Here is a 16746-nt window from a genome sequence, read left to right on the forward strand (position 1 = left end):
AGCGTAACGACTATAAAGCGACGATTTCCCGTCGCAGCATCTTCCAGCTTTCCTTGTCGGGAGCGGACAGGATGCCACCCTCCGTTTGTCCCGGCCGATAGGGCGTATTGTCGAAACGGGCCGTATAACCACCCGCCTCCTGATGAACAAGCACGCCGGCGAGATGATCCCACGGCATCAGCTTCTCATGGCCGATGAAATGCAGCTTGCCGGCCGAGGCGAGCCAGTATTCATGTGCCGAGCAATTGATTGAAAGCGCCATCTTTATCTTCGCCATATTGGCGGCGATCACCGGACGGCGATCCTGATGGCTGTGGCCCCAGGAGAAAATGCCGACCATTTCGGACAATGGCACGGGATCGGCGACCTTGAGCTTCGCCTGCGAACCGTTCCTGCGGTTGAGAAACGCGCCCTCGCCTTTCAGGGCGACGATGGTGTCACCCATGACAGGATCATGAATGAAACCCGCCACCGTCTCGCCCTTGACTGTAACCGCAAGCAGCGTGCCGAAAGCGGGAAAACCGGAAGCATAATTGAAAGTGCCGTCAATGGGATCGATCACGAAAGCAAGCGGCGCATCGGCAAGCGCCGGAATGACGGATTGGTCCGCCTCATAGGTCTCTTCGCCGACTATATGGGCCTTCGGGAACCGCTGCAGCAGAGCGGCTGTTATTGCTTTTTCAGCGAGAACATCCGCCTCGGTAACGAGATCGACGGCGGAGGTTTTTTCCGAGATAGCGCCGGCGCTCAGGTTTCGGAAGCGGGGAAGAATTTCGTTCACGCCGGCAGCGGCAACGGTGGAAATGAGAAAGTCGATATCTTTATCGGAAAGGGTCATCGGGCGGGGCACTTCTTCATAAGGGGGAGTTGGCCTCCCTACGCTCTTCAGGTGACGCCCCGGTGACAGAAAGCGCCGAGAAATCAAAAAGCTTCGGATCGAGCAGGTGCGACGGATTGACGTGGGCAAGCGCCCGCAGCATCACGTCCTTGCGGCCGGGCATACGCCTTTCGATGTCTGCCAGCATCTCCTTCATGGCATTGCGCTGAAGCCCGTCCTGCGAACCGCAGAGGTCGCAGGGAATGATCGGGAATTCCATCGCCGCCGCGAATTTCGCCATATCATCTTCGGCGCAATAGGCGAGCGGGCGCAGCACCATCAGGTCGCCCTCGTCGTTCATCAGCTTTGCCGGCATGCCAGCCAGACGGCCGCCATGGAAGAAGTTCATGAAGAAGGTCTCGAGAATATCCTCGCGGTGATGGCCGAGCACGAGCGCGTCGCAGCCCTCTTCCCGCGCAATACGGTAGAGATTGCCGCGCCGCAGCCGCGAACAGAGCGAACAATAGGTGCCACCCGCCGGCACCTTTTCCTTCACAACGGAATAAGTGTCGCGATATTCGATGCGATGTGCGACGCCGATTTTCGCCAGATATTCCGGCAGGACGTGCTTGGGGAAATTCGGCTGGCCCTGATCCAGATTGCAGGCAATGAGTTCCACGGGCAAAAGGCCGCGCCACTTCAGATCAAGCAGCAGCGCCAGAAGACCGTAGCTGTCCTTGCCGCCGGAAAGGCCTACCAGCCAGCGCTTCTGGCCGTTCAGCATGCCAAAATCCCCGAAGGCCTGACGTACATTGCGCAACAGCCGCTTGCGCAGCTTGTTGAAGGAGACAGAACGGGGTGCCGCGTCGAACAGCGGATGCGAAGCGCCATTTTCTCCGGCCAGGTCCTGATCGGCCTCGACCTCATCTGCGATGCTGGTGACAATGTTCATGATTAGCCCGCTCTGGCATTCAGCCATTTTCAATGCAGGAAATGCCCGCATCCGCCCGCAATATCAAGCCCCGAATACCGACCAGCCGGTTTTCGTCGCCAGCATTTCCAGTGCATGCGACCCAAGCGCCGAATTGCCGACCTTGTTCAGACCCGGCGACCAGACCGCAATCGACGCCTTGCCCGGCGCCACTGCCATGATACCGCCGCCCACGCCGCTCTTGCCCGGCAGGCCGACATGATAGGCGAAATCGCCCGATCCGTCATAATGGCCGCAGGTCAACATCAGCGCATTGATGCGCCGCGCGCGTCGGTCTGACACAACCGTATGACCACTCAGCGGATTGCGGCCGCGATTGGCAAGGAAAAGACCGGCCCGTGAAAGCTGCGCGCAGGTCATGGACAGCGCGCACTGATGAAAATAGACGCCCAGCGTATATTCAACAGGGTGATGCAGATTGCCGAAGGACCGCATGAAATTGGCAAGCGCGAAATTGCGGAAACCCGTCGCCTGCTCGGATTTCGCCACGGTGTCATCAATGCTGATCGTGTCATCATCAGCGAGATAACGGACGAAACGCAGAAGCTCGCCAATCGCCTCGCGCGGCTGGTGGCCGGAAAGAACGATATCCGTCACCACGATGGCACCGGCATTGACGAAGGGGTTGCGCGGAATGCCGTGCTCATGCTCCAGCTGGACGATGGAGTTGAAGGACGACCCCGACGGCTCACGCCCCACCCGGTTCCATACCGTCTCGCCTGCCTTGCCGAGCGCCAGCGTCAGCATGAAGACCTTGGAGATGCTCTGGATCGAAAACGGCGTGAGCGCATTGCCGGCCGTATAGGTGGTTCCGTCGACAGTGGTGATGGCGATACCGAACTGGTTCGGATCGACCTTGGCGAGTTCCGGAATGTAATCCGCAACCTTGCCCTCGCCCAGGCGCGGCACCATGCTGTCGTAAATGGAATCGACGATCGCCTGAATGTCCTGCATGCAAAGCCTTCCCCAGCAAACAAAAAAGCCGCCCCGAGGGGCGGCTTTCTCAATACTGAAACGCGCTGATTAACGCGAGTAGAATTCGACGACCAGATGCGGTTCCATGACGACCGGGTACGGAACGTCAGACAGAGCCGGGATGCGAGCATAGGTCGCAACCATCTTGTTGTGATCGACTTCGATGTAATCAGGAACGTCGCGTTCTGCGAGCTGAACAGCTTCGAGAACGGTCACCAGCTGCTTGGACTTCTGGCGAACTTCGATAACGTCGCCCGGCTTGCAACGGTAAGAACCGATGTTGACGCGAACGCCGTTAACCGTGACGTGGCCATGGTTGATGAACTGACGCGATGCGAAAACGGTCGGAACGAACTTGGCGCGGTAGACGATGGCGTCCAGACGCGACTCGAGCAGGCCGATCAGGTTCTCGGAGGTATCGCCCTTGCGACGGTTTGCTTCGTCGTAGGTGGCGCGGAACTGCTTTTCGCGCAGTTCGCCGTAGTAGCCCTTGAGCTTCTGCTTGGCGCGCAGCTGCGTGCCGAAGTCGCTCATCTTGCCCTTGCGGCGCTGGCCGTGCTGGCCCGGGCCGTATTCGCGGCGGTTTACCGGGGACTTCGGACGGCCCCAGATGTTTTCGCCCATGCGGCGGTCAATTTTGTACTTAGCCGATTCGCGCTTGCTCATCGTATTTCCTTCTCAAAAGGTTATGCCGGCCTGTTGCCAAACCGGTTTAAGGAAACACGCCCTCCTCTGAAGCCCGTTTCAGGGCCTCTGACAGGCTTCTCACATGCAAATGGAGAAACCACGGGACATGTCGGTGATATTGACCGCCGAACGTCAGTTATTAAACTGCAGGGCAGTCAACAAAACACACCGGACATCACTGCCCGGCGTTGGGGCGGCTTCTAAACATGTTTTACAAATTTGTCAAACAACACCCGCCGCTTTTTTTCTCGATCCTGCCCTTGAAAAGCCCGAGCGCCCACCCATCTCTCCATCGTGATCAGAACTCGGGCCCCTCTGGCGTGTTACCGGACAACACGTGATGTCGAGTTTCTTTAGGTTGGGGCCCACGCATATTCTTCACGCACGTTCCCCATCCGCAAAGCCAACCTCGTCCGGCTAAAGGTTGACTGATGGAGTTCCTCCTCAACGATTTTCTCGGTACCCCCACATGGATGTGGGCGGTCTTCATTTCTCTCGTCCTTGGCCTCCTGGCGCTCGATCTTGGCGTATTGCACAAGAACTCCAAGGAAATCGGCATCCGTGAAAGCCTGCTGATGTCAGGCTTCTATATCGCCATCGGTTTGGCCTTTGGCGGCTGGATCTGGTACCAGTCCGGCCAGCAGTCGGCGATGGAATATGTCACCGGCTTCGTGGTCGAAAAAAGCCTGGCGATGGACAATATCTTCATCATCGCCATGATCTTCTCCTATTTCGCCATTCCCCGCCAATATCAGCACCGCGTGCTGCTCTGGGGCATCCTCGGCGTCATCATCCTGCGCGGTATCATGATTGCCGGCGGCGCGGCCATTGTCGAAAACTTCCACTGGGTGCTTTATCTCTTTGCGGCCTTCCTCGTCTTCACCGGCCTCAAAATGCTGTTCTCGTCCGACCATGACGAGGCCGATATCGGCAATAACCGCATCCTGAAATTCCTGCGCAGCCGCCTTCCGGTAACGGAAAAGCTGCATGGCGAAAAATTCTTCGTCAAGGAGACGGATGCGACCACCGGCAAGCTGAAGACCTTCGTGACGCCGCTCTTCCTGGCGCTCATCATGGTCGAAATCGCCGACCTTATCTTCGCGGTCGATTCGATCCCGGCGATCTTCGCGATCACCACCGATCCATTTATCGTCTACACCTCGAACATCTTCGCGATCCTTGGCCTGCGCGCCCTCTATTTCGCGCTTGCCGCCCTGATCCACCGCTTCGCTTATCTTAAATATGCGCTGGCTGCGGTTCTGGTCTTCGTCGGTTCGAAAATCTTCGTGGCCGACATGCTCGGCATCGCCAAGATCCCGCCGGCAGTCTCGCTCGGCGTCACCGTCGCCATCCTCGCAACCGGCATCATCGGCTCGCTGATCGCGACACGCAAGGAAGCCAAGGCCATAGAATAAGAATATTCAACGAGGAGGCGGAAACGCCTCCTCAAAGGAACTTCCGCAGACAGATGCGCGTGGTTTCGGAGCACCATACACACGCCGTCACCCCGGGCCCGATCCGGGGTCCAGCGTGATCTAGTCCTTGATCGCGAGAGACTCTTCTCACGGTGCAGACGCGCCGTGGCTGGATGCCGGATCAAGTCCGGCAGGACGGAGAGGTATGCCTACACAAGCAGCCCGCCAACCTCACTCCGCCGCCAGTCTCGCATCATCCTCAGCCGCATCCGCGTCGCCGGGTGCGGTTTTTGCATCGAGGTCGGGAAACGCCACGATGCGCTTGCCGGAGAAATCGGCATGCACCACCACAAGCTCCTTCTCCTCGAAATAACCGAGCAGCCTCCGGGCGCGGCGGGCGGAATGGGTGCCATAGGCGCGGGCAATACGGGCATCCGACGGGCAAGGTTCCTCGCCAAGTGCAGCCTTGACCAGAAGCAGGAAAACGCCCTGCAGGTCATCGGAAACAGACATCGACAACTCCAGCGCCTTTTCCCAGCCTTCGCTTGCCGCCATCGCCGCATCCACGCCGGAGCGAGCAATCGCCACCTGCCGGCGGAATTCCGCCAGCGTCATCGGCGTGCCGGGAATACGGCGCATGCGGGCGCGCACCAGAAAATCCTGATAGAGCACGGCATCCGTGCGATAGGCCGATTGCGGATCATCGAGAATTTCAACGAGAACCGCACCGATCTTCTCCTCACGCTCCTCCGGCGTCAGTTCCGGCTGACCTGCACGCGGAGACTGCTCCGATGAAGGACCAACGGCGGCGGGCGTGGAACGGGAGAGTTCGGCGAGAATATCGGTGGTCGGCCGCGGTGCCGGCGGCGTGCGGCGCACCACGGCGCGCGTGAATTCTTCCGGATCCGGCGTGAAGATCAGGTCTTCCACATCCTGCGGCGCATCCGGCAGCGGCATCAGCTTCGGCGAGGACGAGCGCGCCGAGGTTTCCACCGCCCCGATGACGATGGGCAGCGGGCGGCGCGATAGCGCAGGCCCAAGCGCCACGAAATTGCCGCGCTGCAGATCGCGGAACATTTCCGCCTGTCGCCGGTCCATGCCGAGCAGGTCGGCGGCGCGCGCCATGTCGATATCGAGGAAGGTGCGGCCCATCAGGAAGTTCGAGGCTTCCGCCGCCACATTCTTGGCGAGCTTGGCAAGACGCTGCGTGGCGATGACGCCGGCAAGGCCGCGTTTACGGCCGCGGCACATCAGATTGGTCATCGCACCCAGAGACGCCTTGCGCGCATCCTCGGTCACCTCACCGCCGACGGAGGGTGCAAACATCTGCGCCTCGTCCACCACGACCAGCACCGGATACCAATATTCGCGATCCGCATCGAACATGCCGTTGAGGAAAGCGGCTGCGGCACGCATCTGCTGCTCGATATCAAGGCCTTCGAGCGTCAGCACGCAGGAGACGCGGTGCTGGCGAATGCGGTTGGCGATGCCGGCCAGCTCCGCTTCGGTGCGCTCGCCATCCACCACCACGTGTCCGAACTTATCGGAAAGAGTGACGAAATCGCCCTCGGGATCGATGATGACCTGCTGCACCCATTGCGCCGATTGCTCCAGCAGCCGGCGCAGGAGATGCGACTTGCCGGAACCGGAATTGCCCTGCACCAGCAAACGTGTCGCAAGCAATTCTTCAATATCGAGCTTGGCCTGTTGCCCGCCCGATAGGGTTCCCATGTCGATGCCGACCTGCAATGTTCCATTCCTCGTGCTGCATGTCATCCGGCCGATTCCCTTGGCGGCGGCCGAACATGCTCTTTACCAAAAAATCGCCTGTTGCGTCTGCCCCATGCCGATAATGCACAGGCAATTACGCCGCATCTATGCGGTCCCGGACGAGACCCGCAAAAATGAAAGCCGCCTGCCGAACACATTCAGCATCAGGCCGATGATGACCAATGCGGCGCCGACCACTTCGAAGACGGTGATATGCTCCGCAAAAGCGAGATAGGCGCTGATGAAACCGACAATCGGCACCAGCAGCGAAAACGGCGCTACCGTTCCGGCCGGATAACGCAGAAGCAGGTAACTCCAGATGCCCGCGCCGACAATGGTCGCTCCATAGGCCATGTAGATCACCACGAAAGCCATCGTCGGCGTCGCATTGAGCAGGCCTTCCGCGATCGCATCGGGTCCTTCCACCACCAGCGAAAGCAGGATCAACGGCAGAACGGGTACAAGGCTCGTCCATGCAACGAAGGAAACCGCGTTCACCTGGCCGATACGGCGATTGACGATGTTGCCGCAGGCCCAGGCAATTGCCGAGCCGACCCCCATCAGGAGCGGTATCAGCGCTGCGGCCGTCATGCGCTCCACGCCGATGACCGCCAGCCCGCCAAAAGCGATGATCGCGCCGAGGATCTGTGAAGGCAACGGCCGCTCGCCGAGGAACACCACGGCAAGCGCCAGCGTGAAGAAGGCCTGCGACTGCATGACCAGCGAAGCAAGCCCCGCCGGCAGGCCGAGCTTGATGGCCGGATAAAGCAGACCGAACTGCACGAAACCCATCGCCATGCCGTAAACGATCATATGCCGCCACGGCACATTGGGTTTTGGCAGGAAAAACACCAAAGGCACGGCCGCAAAGAGATAACGCACCCCCGTCAGAAACAAAGGCGGCATATCGGCGACGCCCACCTTGATGACGACGAAGTTGAAGCCCCACAAAAACACGGTGATCAGGGCGAGAAGAATATGCGGCAATGCCATTTTGTTATGTCCGAATTTCAGGTGATCGAGACGTGCTTTACGCCGAAACCGCCCGCTTCCAGCCAAAGGTGATAAGACCGGCGCCGATCAGGAGACCGCCACCCGTTCGGTTGACGATGCGCTGGACCTTCGGCTTGCGGATCGTATTGCGGGCGGCACTTGCCAGCAGTCCATAAAGCGCCGCATTGCAGGTGGCAAGCACCAGGAATGTCGCTTCGAAAATCAGCACCTGCGGCCAGAAGGGCAGCGTCGGCACCAGAAACTGCGGCAGGAAGGCCACGAAAAACACGATGCTCTTGGGGTTCAGCGCCGTGACGATATAGGCATGCAGGAAGATTTTGAGCGGCCTTTCACGGCCCGTCACGCCTGTCCCCTCGGCACCTTCTCCGCCAACCGGCGAACGCCACAGCTTGATGCCGAGATAGATGAGGTAAGCCGCACCGATCCATTTCAGACCAGTGAAAAGCGCCGCCGATGTTGCAAGCAGCGCCCCGAGCCCCAGCATCGAGGCCTTCATGGCGGTGAAATCCCCAAGCGCCACGCCCGTTACCGTCGCGGTGCTCGCCTTGCGGCCGTGGCCGAGTGCGTAAGAAATTACCAGCAGGATCGTCGGTCCCGGAATGGCAAGCATGATGGCGGATGCGGCCACGAAGGCCAGCCAGTTCTCCAGTGGCATAATGAGTCTCCTTTATCCCGAGTCTTGAGCAAGCCACGGAAAATGTTTCGCTTCAAGCCGGATTTTACAAACCGTGCAGCTCTCTCGTAACAACCCGAAAAACGTCTGTGCAGGATTTTCTCCGCCATCGGCGGTCAAAGTTCGATACGGCCCCTCCCGCATGTCTGCGCGGGAGAGGCCATCACATCAAAACCGGGGCGCCCAGTGAGGAACCTCCCAATCCCGCCGCCGCTTTACGCGCGAGGGGTCAAGGCCGATGTCGACCAAAAGGCGCTCAGGCAGATCGGCAGGATCAGTCGGCGGCGCACGCGGCACCAGCGCGGCTGTGAGAACCGCTTTGAGAGTTTTCCAGACGCCGAATGTGACGAACAAGCGATCGACCGCATCCGGCAGCGCATATGCTACCAATGGTTGATTTTTCTGCATGGGAAATCCATCCCGGCGCGGCAAAGCGGCCAGGTCCTTTATCGATGGAAAACGACATGCCGAAACGGCGGGCGCAGCAGTCATGCCACGCGGACGCGCAAGTCACATGTCGGACGAAGTGAAAATGCCTAACGGCAGGGAAATCAGGCTTTAAGCCTTATCGGAGGGAGATGCCTCGCATCACATAACCACCGAAGACCATGCCGGAAAAGCCAGACATGCCGTTAAGGCGCATATTCATGTCATTGGTCATTCCACGCCTCCATTCATAGCGGTTACAGACGAGAAACATCTTACATAAGAAATCCGGCGCGACAAGAGGTCGCAATCTCGAATTGCAAAAGACGGGCAAAACAGATGCAAAAATACAACAGGCGGCTGGGCAGCGAAACTCAGGTCAACGAAACGCTGAGACCAAATCCCTGCATCAGCCGCCGGGTGGCAAAATCCGGCTTGCCTGAGGTGAAGACGGCAAAATCGAAACCGTCAGGGTGCTCCGCATCCTGTGGCAGCGGCACCAGATGGCGGGCACGCCGGGCAATCGCCTCGGCGGGATCGAGCCAGTCCACCGGCCAGGGCGCCAACCGGCGAAACACATTGGCCATGAAGGGATAATGGGTACAGGCAAGCACGATGATGTCTGTGCGCTTGCCGTCGCTGTCGATGAAGCAGGGCTCTATTTCGGCTAGAACCGCCTCGTCCGAGACCGGCTCTCCCCTGATCCAGCTTTCCGCCATGCGTGCCAGATTTTCCGAGCCAACGAGACGGACATGGCATTGGGTGGCGAAGGACTGGATGAGATCGCGCGTATAAGCGCGCTTGACGGTGCCCGGTGTCGCCAGCACGGAAACCAGGCCCGAACGGGTGCGCTCCGCCGCCGGTTTGATGGCGGGCACGGTGCCGACAAAAGTCATCTGCGGAAAGCGGGCGCGAAGATCGGCACCCGCGAGCGTGAAGGCCGTGTTGCAGGCGATGATGCAGACTTCCGGGCTATAATCCTGCAGCAGCGTTTCGAAGAGCGAGAGAATGCGCGCCTTCAGCGCCTCCTCCTCCCAGCCGCCATAGGGAAAACCCGCATCGTCGGCCACATAGATGAAACCGCGCTCAGGCATCAGCACGCGCGCCTCGCGCAGAACCGTCAGCCCGCCAATGCCGGAATCGAACACCAGCACCGGTTTCAGTACATCGGCGGCCGCCTCACTCGTCTTCAGCATGCTCCCCGGTTCCCTTCGCCAATATTCCCTCTGCCGTTCCCGCCCGGCCTGCCTGCTTGGGCCATTGCCGGGGAAAACGGTCGAGCGAATTGATCACGCCACGGAAAACACTGATTTCCTGCTCGGAAAAACCACGTCTCGACAGCACGGCGCGCAGATTGTCGACCATTTTCGGCTTTTTTTCGGGCGGATGGAAATAACCACGCGCGTCCAGCGCTTCCTCGATATGTTCGAACAGGCCGAAAACCTGCTCCTTGGTGGAGGGCCGCTGCTCGACGGACTGGAAAAGCGTTTCGCCCAGATCGTCCATGCCTGACTTCATCCACTCATAGGACATCAAAAGCACGGCCTGCGCGATGTTGAGCGAGGCAAAGGCGGGATTGACCGGGAAGGTCACAATCTCGTCGGCCAGCGCCACCTCTTCGTTGGTAAGGCCCCAGCGCTCGCGCCCGAACAGGATGCCGGTCCTTTCGCCCGTCTTGAATTTTGCACGCAATGTCTCGGCGGCGGTGACGGGCGCACGCACCGGCTTGAAACCGTAACGCTCGCGCGCGGTCGTGGCATAAACGAAGTTCAGGTCCTTGATCGCCTCTTCCAGCGTCTCGAACACCTTCGTTGCATCGATGACATGATCGGCCTTGGAAGCGGCAGCGCGCGCTTTCTCGCTCGGCCAGCCGTCACGCGGATTGACCAGGCGCAATTCGGCGAGGCCGAAATTGGCCATCGCCCGCGCCACCATACCAATATTTTCGCCGAGCTGCGGTTCGACCAGAATGATCGCCGGGCCTTCCGCCACAAGTTCAAGCTCGCTGTTTGTGCCTGCCATCGTCTTTTGTCCGTTTTCTGAAGCGGCGCGTCGATTTTCGAACCGATACGCTAAAGCGCGCCTCACTGGCACAGATCGGCGCTAAAATCAAAGGCGGAGGGGTGTGAGCGTCCTCTTCACTCCCCCTTGATGATCGTCGCCATCTCTTCGCGCAGCGAATCCCTGCCCTCGTCGCCAACGCGATGAATATCGCTGATGACCGGCCGGCCATCCTCCTCGACGACGTCGAAATGCACTTCGTCAACCGTCGCCTTCATCTCCGCCTCGTCCATGCAGGCCCAGAGCTTGAATTTCGCCGTCACGTCAGTCACGCCGTCCTTCACCGCACCGGCCGTCACTGAAACTTCCTGCAGCGGGCAGCCATCCTGGGAGTTGGTCACGACATCGTAACCGAAGGGATCACCCTTCTCCCCGCTTTCTGCCTCGTAGGCCGGCTTCTTGGACGCTTCGTGATATTGTGCGACGAAATCCTTGCTGAACAGGCTGGTCAGCATGTCCTCATCAAAGATGTATTTCCAGTTTTCGGCGTCGCCGGACCAGTTCTTGACGGTGATATCCATCACCTTCTGGACGGGATCGGTGGGCCCGGCAGCAAGGGCGCTGTGGGAAAAGAGGACGGCGGCAGTCAGAAGCAGAATATTCCGCATGATGTGATCCCGGGGTAGGCCCGACAAGCGGGCGAAGCGATTCGCCTGACTGTATTCCGGCATTATGGTTTGGCAATGCGCAAAGCGTTATTGCGCTGCGCCAAAAAAGCGCCCCCCATGGCTTTGCCTCAGACGCTCGCAATGCTATAGCCGCACCGGATATTTTTCCGAATACCGGCGTTATCAGACGCCACAGCTTCGAAGGTGAGGAATTCATGGCAAAGATCAAGGTAGCCAATCCGGTCGTCGATCTCGACGGCGACGAAATGACCCGTATCATCTGGCAGCTCATCAAGGACAAGCTGATCCTGCCATACCTCGATCTCGACATCGAATATTACGATCTCTCGGTTGAAAACCGCGACGCCACCAACGACCAGGTCACTGTCGACGCGGCGCACGCCATCAAGAAGCACGGCGTCGGCATCAAGTGCGCCACCATCACCCCGGATGAAGCCCGCGTCGAGGAATTCGGCCTGAAGCAGATGTGGAAGAGCCCTAACGGCACGATCCGCAACATTTTGGGCGGCGTCATCTTCCGCGAGCCGATCATCTGCAAGAACGTTCCGCGCCTCGTTCCCGGCTGGACCAAGCCGATCGTTGTCGGCCGTCACGCTTTCGGCGACCAGTACAAGGCAACCGATTTCAAGTTCCCCGGCAAGGGCAAGCTGACCATCAAGTTCGTCGGTGAAGACGGTCAGGTCATCGAAAAGGACGTCTTCGATGCCCCGAGCGCTGGCGTGGCTCTTGCCATGTACAACCTCGACGAATCCATCCGCGAATTCGCCCGCGCCTCCATGAATTATGGCCTGATGCGCAAGTGGCCGGTTTACCTCTCCACGAAGAACACCATCCTCAAGGCCTATGACGGCCGCTTCAAGGATATCTTCGAAGAAGTCTACCAGACCGAGTTCAAGGCGCAGTTCGACGAAGCCGGTATCACCTATGAGCACCGCCTGATCGACGACATGGTCGCTTCCGCGCTGAAGTGGTCCGGCGGCTACATCTGGGCCTGCAAGAACTATGACGGCGACGTGCAGTCCGACACGGTTGCGCAGGGCTTCGGCTCGCTCGGCCTGATGACCTCAGTTCTTCTGTCACCGGACGGCCGCACAGTCGAAGCCGAAGCTGCGCACGGCACGGTTACGCGCCACTACCGCCAGCACCAGAAGGGTCAGGAAACCTCGACCAACTCGATCGCCTCGATCTTCGCCTGGACACGTGGCCTCGCCCACCGCGCCAAGCTGGACGACAATGCCGAGCTCGCAAAGTTCGCAACGACGCTCGAAACCGTCTGCGTCGACACCGTTGAAAGCGGCTTCATGACCAAGGATCTGGCCCTCCTCATCGGTCCGGACCAGCCCTGGCTCTCCACCACCGCCTTCCTCGACAAGATCGACGAGAACCTCAAGAAGGCGATGGCGGCTTAAGCCTGCTTTCCCAGCGACTTCAAAACCCGGCCTCAGCGCCGGGTTTTTTATGTGTACCGTAGAGCTGAAACGTCTGGTTTCTTTTTTGTTCACAGTATCTTGATTAGCTGTTGTACTAGGCGCAGACTTCGATTCCGCGTGCTGCGGCCAGTACAACAATAAGACAAAACTTAAATAGCATCTACTTGCACATAACTTGCCCGGCACAGTCAAACGTTCATCGGAGCATCAGCGCGGTCTTAGGGAACACGCGAAGGATGCTGCGGACTTAAAAAAAGCGAAGCGCAGGCGCGAAATCCGCATCGGTTTTCCCGGGATGCTTCGAGGATTTTGCTTGGGGAGGCAAAAGCATGAGTGAATTGATCTTCTACACCAACCCTATGTCGCGCGGACGCATCGCGCGGTGGATGCTCGAGGAAGTGGGCGTTCCATACCGAACGGAAATACTGGGTTTCGAGACCTCGATGAAATCGCCCGCCTATCGGCTGATAAATCCGATGGCGAAGGTGCCCGCCATCAAACACGGCGATACGATCGTCACCGAGGCGGCAGCGATCTGCGCCTATCTCGCCGATGCCTTTCCCGGCGCGAACCTTGCGCCCACGCCCAAGGCACGTGGGCTTTATTATCGCTGGATGTTCTTTGCCGCAGGCCCGCTGGAAATGGCGGCAAGCATGAAGGCGATGGGTTTCGAAGTGCCGAAGGAGAAGCTGCGCATGGCCGGCTGCGGCAGCTATGCGGATGTGATGAATACGCTTGAACGGGCCGTCAGCGAAAACCGCTTTATCGCCGGTGATCTCTTTACCGCAGCGGATGTCTATGTCGGTGCCCATATCGGCTGGGGGCTGCATTTCGGCACGATCGAAAAACGCCCGGCCTTTCTCGATTACATGGCCCATCTCACCGAACGCCCGGCCTTCAAGCGGGCCGCCCAGCTCGATGAGGAAGCGGCAAAGGACTTGCAGGCGACGGGCTGAAAGACGGGAACCGCTGTTCTGCGCCGGAGGCTTGAACCAGAATCAAAAGGGCGGGGGTAAAACCCCGCCCTTTTTGAATTTGCTCTGACTAGGCCGCCAGGGCCGCCGCCACCGCTTCGATGGCATCCTGCGCCTTGGCGCCATCAGGACCGCCGGCCTGCGCCATATCAGGGCGACCGCCGCCGCCCTTGCCGCCAAGTGCGGCAGACGCGGTGCGGACGATATCGACAGCGCTGAAACGGGCCGTCAGATCTTCCGTCACGGCCGCAACAGCGCTTGCCTTGCCATCTTCGGAAACAGCGATCAGCAGCACGACGCCGGAGCCGAGATTTGCCTTGGCTTCATCGGCAAGGCCCTTCAAGTCCTTGGCATCGATGCCGGACAGGGATTTTGCGAGGAAATTGACGCCTGCAACCTGCTGGACGTCGTTTGCGCCGGCATCCGAGGAACCACCGCCCATTGCGAGTTTCTTGCGGGCATCCGCAAGCTCGCGCTCCAGCTTCTTGCGCTCGTCGAGAAGTCCCTCGACACGCGACAGTACCTCGCCCGGCTGAACCTTCAGCGACGAAGCCAATGCCTTTACGCGCTCATCCTGCTCGGCGAGATAGGCAAGCGCGCCCTGCCCCGTCACGGCTTCCAGACGGCGCACACCCGCACCAACGGCGCTTTCGCCGAGAATGCGGATGAGGCCGATTTGGCCTGTTGCCGCCACATGCGTGCCGCCGCAAAGCTCGACGGAATAGGGACGGTTGGCTTTCGCGCCGTGCAGGCCGGTGCCCATGGACACGACACGAACCTCATCGCCATATTTTTCACCGAACAGCGCCATCGCACCCTCGGCAATGGCGTCATCAACGCTCATCAGGCGGGTGACAACAGGCGAGTTCTGCAAGACGATTTCGTTCGCCATCTCCTCGACCACCTTCAGCTCCTCGGCCGACATCGGCTTCGGATGCGAAACGTCGAAGCGCAGGCGCTCGGGCGCGACCAGCGAACCCTTCTGGGCGACGTGCGTGCCGAGCACCTCGCGCAGCGCCTCGTGCAGCAGGTGGGTGGCGGAGTGGTTGGCGCGCAGACGCGAACGACGGTCATGATCGACCGTCAGCTGCACGGCTTCGTCGAGCTTCAATCCGCCCTTGGAAACGGTGCCGGTATGCACGAACAGGCCTTCGCCCTTTTTCTGGGTGTCGGAAACGGCAAAGGCGCCATTGTCGCCGGAAATAACGCCGGTATCGCCCATCTGGCCACCGGACTCGCCATAAAACGGCGTCTGGTTGACGACGATCTGCACCGTCTCGCCCTCGGCGGCGCTGTCCACCGACTTGCCGTCCTTGACGATCGCCTGAATGACGCCTTCGGCGGTTTCAGTATCGTAACCGAGGAATTCGGTCGCGCCGAACTTTTCCTTCAGTTCGAACCAGACGGTTTCGGTCGCCTTGTCGCCGGAGCCGGCCCAGTGCGAGCGAGCTTCCGCCTTCTGGCGCTGCATGGCGTCGGTGAAGCCGGAAATATCGACGCCGATCTCACGCGCGCGCAGCGCATCCTGCGTCAGATCGAGCGGGAAACCATAGGTGTCGTAAAGCTTGAAAGCCGTTTCGCCGTCCAGCATGTCGCCCTTGTGCAGGGTCGAGGTGGCGTCGGAGAGAAGTGACAGGCCGCGTTCCAGGGTCTTGCGGAAACGGGTTTCCTCCAGCTTCAGCGTTTCGGAAATCAACGCCTCGGCGCGAACCAGTTCCGGATAGGCGCGGCCCATCTGCTGCACGAGTGCCGGCAGCAGCTTGTAGATCAGCGGCTCGCGCGCGCCGAGAAGTTCGGCATGGCGCATGGCGCGACGCATGATGCGGCGCAGGACATAACCGCGGCCTTCATTGGACGGCAGGACGCCATCGGCGATCAGGAAGGCGGAAGAGCGCAGATGGTCGGCGATGACCCGGTGGCTGGCGCGCTTTTCACCTTCGGCCGGAACACCGGTCGCTTCCACGGAAGCAGCAATCAGCGCGCGGAACAGATCCGTATCGTAATTGTCGTGCTTGCCCTGCAGCAGCGCGGAAATACGCTCAAGACCCATGCCCGTGTCGATCGACGGACGCGGCAGGTCGATGCGCTCTTCCTTCGTCAGCTGCTCATATTGCATGAAGACGAGGTTCCAGATTTCGATGAAACGGTCGCCATCCTCTTCCGGCGAGCCGGGCGGGCCGCCCCAGATATGATCGCCGTGGTCATAGAAAATTTCCGAACAGGGACCGCAGGGACCGGTATCGCCCATTGCCCAAAAATTGTCGCTGGTCGCAATGCGGATGATACGGTCGTCGGAGAAACCGGCAATCTTCTTCCAGAGGTTAAAGGCCTCGTCGTCGGTGTGATAGACAGTCACCAGCAGACGGTTGCGGTCGATGCCGAATTCCCTGGTGATCAGGTTCCAGGCATGGGTGATCGCTTCTTCCTTGAAATAATCGCCGAAGGAGAAATTGCCGAGCATTTCGAAGAAGGTGTGGTGGCGGGCGGTATAACCGACATTGTCGAGGTCGTTATGCTTGCCGCCGGCGCGCACGCATTTCTGCGCCGAAGCGGCCGTGGAATAAGGACGGCTTTCAAGACCGGTGAAGACGTTCTTGAACTGCACCATGCCGGCATTGGTGAACATCAGTGTCGGATCGTTGCGCGGCACCAGCGGGCTGGAGGGCACGATCTCATGTCCGTTCTTCTTGAAGTAGTCGAGAAAGGTCGACCGAATTTCATTCACACCGCTCATGCCCACACACCGCTCACAGCTGGAGTCCATCACCGCCACCGGAAACGATGGCTATATTGCAAAATCACTGGCTTTTATCGTCCGCATCCTGCCCTGTCCAGCCATGGAGGCGAAGCAAGACATATAGGCAAAGAAAAAGGGCCGCGCGAA

Annotated in this window: 15 protein-coding genes; 3 read left to right on the top strand and 12 right to left on the bottom strand. The window is 59.6% G+C overall.

Features of this window, described 5'->3' with window-relative positions:
• Nucleotides 1–10 precede the first annotated feature (10 nt).
• The 4 genes from V6R85_RS15625 to rpsD form a co-directional block, all read right to left on the bottom strand.
• The gene (locus V6R85_RS15625; RefSeq protein WP_099085251.1) at nucleotides 11–838 is read right to left on the bottom strand and encodes an inositol monophosphatase family protein; all 828 of its coding nucleotides are present in this window, start codon (nucleotides 836–838) and stop codon (nucleotides 11–13) included.
• 16 nt (nucleotides 839–854) lie between these two features.
• Nucleotides 855–1769: a tRNA 2-thiocytidine(32) synthetase TtcA gene (ttcA, locus tag V6R85_RS15630; RefSeq protein ID WP_111834506.1), complete on the bottom strand. Its 915-nt coding sequence runs from the start codon at nucleotides 1767–1769 to the stop codon at nucleotides 855–857.
• Between the two features lie 63 nt (nucleotides 1770–1832).
• The gene (locus V6R85_RS15635; protein WP_003495341.1) at nucleotides 1833–2762 is read right to left on the bottom strand and encodes a glutaminase; all 930 of its coding nucleotides are present in this window, start codon (nucleotides 2760–2762) and stop codon (nucleotides 1833–1835) included.
• A gap of 69 nt (nucleotides 2763–2831) precedes the next feature.
• Nucleotides 2832–3449 carry a 30S ribosomal protein S4 gene (rpsD, locus tag V6R85_RS15640; protein WP_003516040.1) on the bottom strand — a complete coding sequence of 206 codons (618 nt, stop codon included), beginning with the start codon at nucleotides 3447–3449 and terminating at the stop codon, nucleotides 2832–2834.
• A 452-nt stretch (nucleotides 3450–3901) separates the two neighbouring features.
• Between rpsD and V6R85_RS15645 the strand changes: the two genes are divergently transcribed.
• A complete protein-coding gene (locus V6R85_RS15645) occupies nucleotides 3902–4885 on the top strand; it encodes a TerC family protein (RefSeq protein WP_003495337.1) in 984 nt (327 codons plus the stop codon).
• Nucleotides 4886–5116: 231 nt separating this feature from the next.
• On the opposite strand, the gene V6R85_RS15650 is transcribed toward V6R85_RS15645, so the two are convergent.
• From V6R85_RS15650 to V6R85_RS15680, 7 genes are all read right to left on the bottom strand, one after another.
• Nucleotides 5117–6634, bottom strand: a complete 1518-nt coding sequence (locus V6R85_RS15650) for an ATP-binding protein (protein WP_162692652.1) — start codon at nucleotides 6632–6634, stop codon at nucleotides 5117–5119.
• Nucleotides 6635–6760: 126 nt separating this feature from the next.
• A complete protein-coding gene (locus tag V6R85_RS15655; RefSeq protein ID WP_080816717.1) occupies nucleotides 6761–7648 on the bottom strand; it encodes an EamA family transporter in 888 nt (295 codons plus the stop codon).
• A gap of 37 nt (nucleotides 7649–7685) precedes the next feature.
• Nucleotides 7686–8324, bottom strand: a complete 639-nt coding sequence (locus V6R85_RS15660) for a LysE family translocator (RefSeq protein WP_111834508.1) — start codon at nucleotides 8322–8324, stop codon at nucleotides 7686–7688.
• 186 nt (nucleotides 8325–8510) lie between these two features.
• The gene (locus tag V6R85_RS15665; protein ID WP_003507887.1) at nucleotides 8511–8750 is read right to left on the bottom strand and encodes a hypothetical protein; all 240 of its coding nucleotides are present in this window, start codon (nucleotides 8748–8750) and stop codon (nucleotides 8511–8513) included.
• 392 nt (nucleotides 8751–9142) lie between these two features.
• Nucleotides 9143–9964 carry a glutamate racemase gene (murI, locus tag V6R85_RS15670; protein WP_020810915.1) on the bottom strand — a complete coding sequence of 274 codons (822 nt, stop codon included), beginning with the start codon at nucleotides 9962–9964 and terminating at the stop codon, nucleotides 9143–9145.
• Complete coding sequence (locus V6R85_RS15675) at nucleotides 9948–10790, bottom strand: RNA methyltransferase (protein ID WP_003507883.1); 843 nt, start codon at nucleotides 10788–10790, stop codon at nucleotides 9948–9950. The genes murI and V6R85_RS15675 overlap by 17 nt, the downstream gene beginning before the upstream one ends.
• Before the next feature lie 116 nt (nucleotides 10791–10906).
• Nucleotides 10907–11437, bottom strand: a complete 531-nt coding sequence (locus V6R85_RS15680; protein ID WP_020012867.1) for a hypothetical protein — start codon at nucleotides 11435–11437, stop codon at nucleotides 10907–10909.
• A gap of 215 nt (nucleotides 11438–11652) precedes the next feature.
• Here V6R85_RS15680 and V6R85_RS15685 point away from each other — a divergent pair, with 215 nt between their 5' ends.
• A complete protein-coding gene (locus tag V6R85_RS15685; RefSeq protein ID WP_003507881.1) occupies nucleotides 11653–12867 on the top strand; it encodes an NADP-dependent isocitrate dehydrogenase in 1215 nt (404 codons plus the stop codon).
• 350 nt (nucleotides 12868–13217) lie between these two features.
• On the top strand, nucleotides 13218–13844 hold the full coding sequence (locus V6R85_RS15690) for a glutathione S-transferase family protein (RefSeq protein WP_003507880.1): 627 nt from the start codon (nucleotides 13218–13220) through the stop codon (nucleotides 13842–13844).
• An 88-nt stretch (nucleotides 13845–13932) separates the two neighbouring features.
• On the opposite strand, the gene alaS is transcribed toward V6R85_RS15690, so the two are convergent.
• Entirely contained in the window at nucleotides 13933–16596 is a 2664-nt protein-coding gene (gene alaS / locus V6R85_RS15695; RefSeq protein WP_111834509.1) for an alanine--tRNA ligase, read from the bottom strand.
• Nucleotides 16597–16746 lie beyond the last annotated feature (150 nt).

Origin of the sequence: Agrobacterium sp. CCNWLW32 (genome assembly GCF_037083425.1) — a bacterium.
Taxonomy (GTDB): domain Bacteria; phylum Pseudomonadota; class Alphaproteobacteria; order Rhizobiales; family Rhizobiaceae; genus Agrobacterium; species Agrobacterium radiobacter.